Here is a 4342-nt window from a genome sequence, read left to right on the forward strand (position 1 = left end):
TCATTAAAACAATTAAACATCGAACTATTCGACTACGTAAACTGGTATAACAATATTAGACCCCATGGTGCATTGAATTATCTCACGCCAAAGGAGTATAAAGAAAACTTCTATAATAACTGTCTAATATTCTGTTGACATACCAAAAACCGTCAACCTCCGACAACCAACCAAAGGTTGACGAGGTTGACGCGTTAAAAATGCCAATAAACGAATTAAAAGAAGATAAAAAAAGACTTTACGGACAACTTGACCAGTTTCAAATTTTACTGGATCAACAGCAACAATTAACCTTGCAATCGAACCAACAAATACAATAAATACAACTCGCTATTACAAGTCAATCAGAAGAAAACACGAGTAAAAAAGACCTATATGTTCCTAATGCTAAAACTGAAAAAGAAACTGAGACACCACGAACAAAAAAAGGGTTTTTTAGTCGTCTGTTTAATAAAAATGAATAGTTGATTACAACGCTGATTAAAGTGAAATCGTGTATTGAAGACGTACATAAAAAAAGAACCCTATGGGAATAGGATTCCGGATACACGTTTTTTAATTTCATGTATGAAATTAAAAAACCTACCTTACTGGAAAGGCAGGTAAAAAGGAGCTTGTCATCATACGATGAGTAAAATACACAAGCCTAAGCTTAATGCGACGCTAGTGAAGTAACGTATATTTTTTTGAAAGAGGTTAGAATTTATGAGGAATGTAGTCGTTATTTTATTAATTGCACTCTTTATAGTTGGAGGGTGTTCACTACCACCTAAAAAAGATCAACAGCCACCTACAGTGCTAGAGGAAGACTTTTTGAAAAAGCTACAACAACTGGAAGGGGATTTCCTGGATATTCCTGAGTCACTTGCGGAAGAAACCGAAGCCATCGAGCAGGACGTTGTTTCCTATTCTGTAGCGAGGAATGATTTAACGAATCGTATAATCCTGACAGATGACGCAAATAACCTATCATTTGCTAAGGAACAAGAGGAACATGAACGTTTATGGCAGCTGTTTTCAACAATCATTCCTCTAGAGAATAGGAAAATGGTGAAAGAGTTCGTCCTCTTTACAGACGGACCAGACAATACACTTGGGTCGGTAGAGCCTTTGCCATCGGATACTGACCAATGGAAATTGGCGATTGACTATCAAGACACGTCAAATATAAAGGATTTCTACTATACCTTGATTCATGAGTACGGTCACTTGTTGACATTGAACCATTCTGAGGTGCCCCCGACTTCTAAAACGGTACTAGATGATGAGGAGTTTGAGGAAGCGACTGTGGCATGTAAAACATATTATGCACTTCAAGGTTGCAGCTCAAATGACTCGTATATGTATCAGTACTTCAAAAGGTTCTGGGAGGTCCGTTATGAAGAATGGCTTGAAATGGATGTGGAATCTAGTGAAGAAGCTCAGAGCGTATTTTTTGATAAGCATGCGGATGAATTCCTGACGCCTTATGCAGTGAGCCATCCGGAGGAAGATATCGCGGAGTCGTGGGTGCATTTCATTTTCACGGAAAAGCCGAAGGAACCTTTCACAATGACAGATGAAAAGATTGCATTCTTTTATAATTATCCGGAATTAGTCCAACTGAGGAAGACCATCTTGAAAAACTTGTATGAGTCGTTGAAATGAGAAACCAACTTTAATAGTTTGTATTATGGTGTCTGTCACTCATTCAAATGGTGGCTCTTCAAGTATAATGAAGTTAGACTAGAAAACGGACACAGTAAATTGAGACAAAGAAAGATACAATGGTATCATAATATAATTTACGGAAGGTGTTCAAGACGATGACCAGAGGTAGAAGATATGATCAACAAGTTAAGGAAGAAGCCGTCAGTTTAGTCATTAATAATGGCAAATCCATTGCCGCAGTCTCACGTGAGTTGGAGATTCCAAAGAGCACCGTGGGCAAATGGATCGAGGATTATAAGGCCAATGGGACGGCAGCATTCATCGGCAGCGGCAATTTGAGAGAAAATCAACAAGAAGTACGGGATTTACAGAAAAAAATGCGGGATCTGGAGGAAGAAAATAAGATATTAAAAAAGGCCATGCGCATCTTTACCAACGACCAGAAGTGATTTATTGCTTCATCGCAGACCACCGGCACGAATTTCGTGTATCAAAGATGTGCAGCACCCTCGGTGTTTCAAAGAGCGGTTTCTATGAGTGGATGGGACGGACAGACACGCCACAGAAGCACCGCAAAGAAAAGATGAAAAATCAGATTCGGCAGATCCACAAACAATCCAAAGGCCGGTATGGCAGCCCGAAGATTACAGCGATACTGCGTCAGAACGGCATGCGCACCTCCGAACGCACTGTGACCCGCTATATGAAAGAGATGGGCCTCCGCTCGAACACGGTCAAGAAATATAAGGCCACGACGCATTCAAAACATAATCTGCCAGTCTATCCAAATCTGCTGGATCAGCACTTTACAGTCAGTCAACGTGGCGAAGTATGGGTCTCAGACATCACCTACGTGCATACGCAAGCAGGCTGGCTCTATCTGGCGACGGTGATGGATTTGTTTTCCAGACGCATCATCGGGTGGGCGATGTCTGACAGAATGACGAAAGCGCTGGTCATCCGTGCACTGAAGCGTGCATTTCAAACACAAACCCCCACGCCGGGCCTGATTCATCATTCCGACCGGGGTAGCCAGTATGCCGCCCTGGATTATCAAGCCTTACTGCGGGCCCACGGTATCCGAACCAGTATGAGCCGCAAGGGCAACTGTTACGACAATGCATGTATTGAATCCTTTCACAGTATCATCAAGAAAGAGCTGATCCATCATGAGAATTACGCCACCCGAACAGAGGCAAGCATGAGTATTTTAGAATATATCGTCAGTTTCTACAACTATGAAAGAATCCATTCTTATCTCAATTATCTGTCACCGATTGAATTTGAAAAACGGTATGCTTAATCGCTTCAAATTTTAATTTTAAGACTCGAAAATTTCTAAATAGAGCGCAGAAATACTACACATCAGTTGAACCGTCCCGATTTAATGTGTCCAGATTCTTGACAGAGGTCCATAAGTATTGATTTCTGTCCATAGTGTAGTTCGAAATTATAAACTACTATGCAGTTATCGGGCGCGATTGTTGAATAAGTAAAATTAAGAGTGGCTGCGGCTACTCTTTTTTTATTTGGCCAGAAGTAAAGATAAACGGGAAGTGTCAACGGTAAATGTCTGACTGGAGCAAAGCGGAAGGAATTTAAGGAGTTGATACGAGCCACTGATTCCCCCCTCTTGGCAACTCAAAAAAACTGGTATGTCAACAGAATATTAGACAGTTTTTATAGAAGTTTTCTTTATACTCCTTTGGCGTGAGATAATTCAATGCACCATGGGGTCTAATATTGTTATACCAGTTTACGTAGTCGAATAGTTCGATGTTTAATTGTTTTAATGATATAAAAGTATATTGGTTAATAAATTCAGTTTTCATCGCTTTGAACGTGGTTTCAGCCACAGCGTTGTCATAAGGACAGCCTTTCATACTGAGTGATCTTTCAATATCAAAGCCATCTAAAACTTCATCAATCAGCTGGTTATCGAACTCCTTTCCTCTGTCTGTGTGAAACAGCTGCACATCTCTTAAATCATGCTTAATGGTGCTGATGGATGACAAGACCAGCTCAGCACTCTTTCTTGAACCGGCACTGTACCCAACAATCTCTCTATTAAAGAGATCAATAAATACACATATGTAATGCCATTTTCCTGCTACTTTTACATATGTTAAATCACTGACAATGACTTCCATTGGTTGTGCTCTGTTAAAATCTCGGTCTAGACCATTCATAATCAGACGCTCGTTCGACTTCGACGGATAGGGCCTATAGCTTGCGATAGTATAGGTTGACACCAGATTATTCTGTTTCATGACCCGACCAATACGTCTTCTCGAGACTGTCAAACCTAGTTTATGTAACGCATTTTTTATTCTTCGGGTACCAAAACATTTTCGGTTTGAATTAAACACCTGAATAATCGTTTCATTGATCTCGTTGTCTCGCTCATACTGCTTGTGGGTTCTTTGTTTATTAATTTCAAAATAATAGGTACTTCTAGAGATTTGCAGGACTTTGCACATTGCTGACACTGAATATTTGTGTGCATTCTTACGAATGACTTCTATTTTCGTCCCATGATCAGCGCTGCTTGCTTTAGAATCTCGTTTTCCATTTTTAACTGTTGAATGTCTTTGCGAAGTCTTCTGAGTTCGCGCTCTTCTTCAGATAAATTGTCAATATGATTAAATGAACCTGTGTTCTGATGATTTTTAACCCATTTATCTAAAGCTGA

At 40.1% G+C, this 4342-nt stretch carries 2 protein-coding genes and 2 pseudogenes; 3 read left to right on the forward strand and 1 reads right to left on the reverse strand.

All coding sequences use genetic code 11. The annotated features are described in order from the left end of the window. From H625_RS13475 to H625_RS0108770, 3 genes and pseudogenes are all read left to right on the forward strand, one after another. On the forward strand, positions 1-138 hold a 138-nt coding region (locus H625_RS13475), incomplete at its 5' end, for an IS3 family transposase (protein ID WP_156897215.1). A gap of 567 nt (positions 139-705) precedes the next feature. Further along, positions 706-1647 (forward strand): M10 family metallopeptidase domain-containing protein, encoded by a 942-nt coding sequence (locus H625_RS12890; protein WP_051239040.1) that lies wholly within the window; start codon positions 706-708, stop codon positions 1645-1647. A gap of 158 nt (positions 1648-1805) precedes the next feature. Further along, a pseudogene (locus H625_RS0108770) lies at positions 1806-2953 on the forward strand (IS3 family transposase). 355 nt (positions 2954-3308) lie between these two features. On the opposite strand, the pseudogene H625_RS0108775 reads toward H625_RS0108770, so the two are convergent. Then, a pseudogene (locus H625_RS0108775) lies at positions 3309-4184 on the reverse strand (IS3 family transposase); the annotation flags it as partial. Positions 4185-4342: the final 158 nt, after the last annotated feature.

Origin of the sequence: Jeotgalicoccus psychrophilus DSM 19085 (assembly GCF_000425845.1) — a bacterium.
GTDB classification, from domain to species: domain Bacteria; phylum Bacillota; class Bacilli; order Staphylococcales; family Salinicoccaceae; genus Jeotgalicoccus; species Jeotgalicoccus psychrophilus.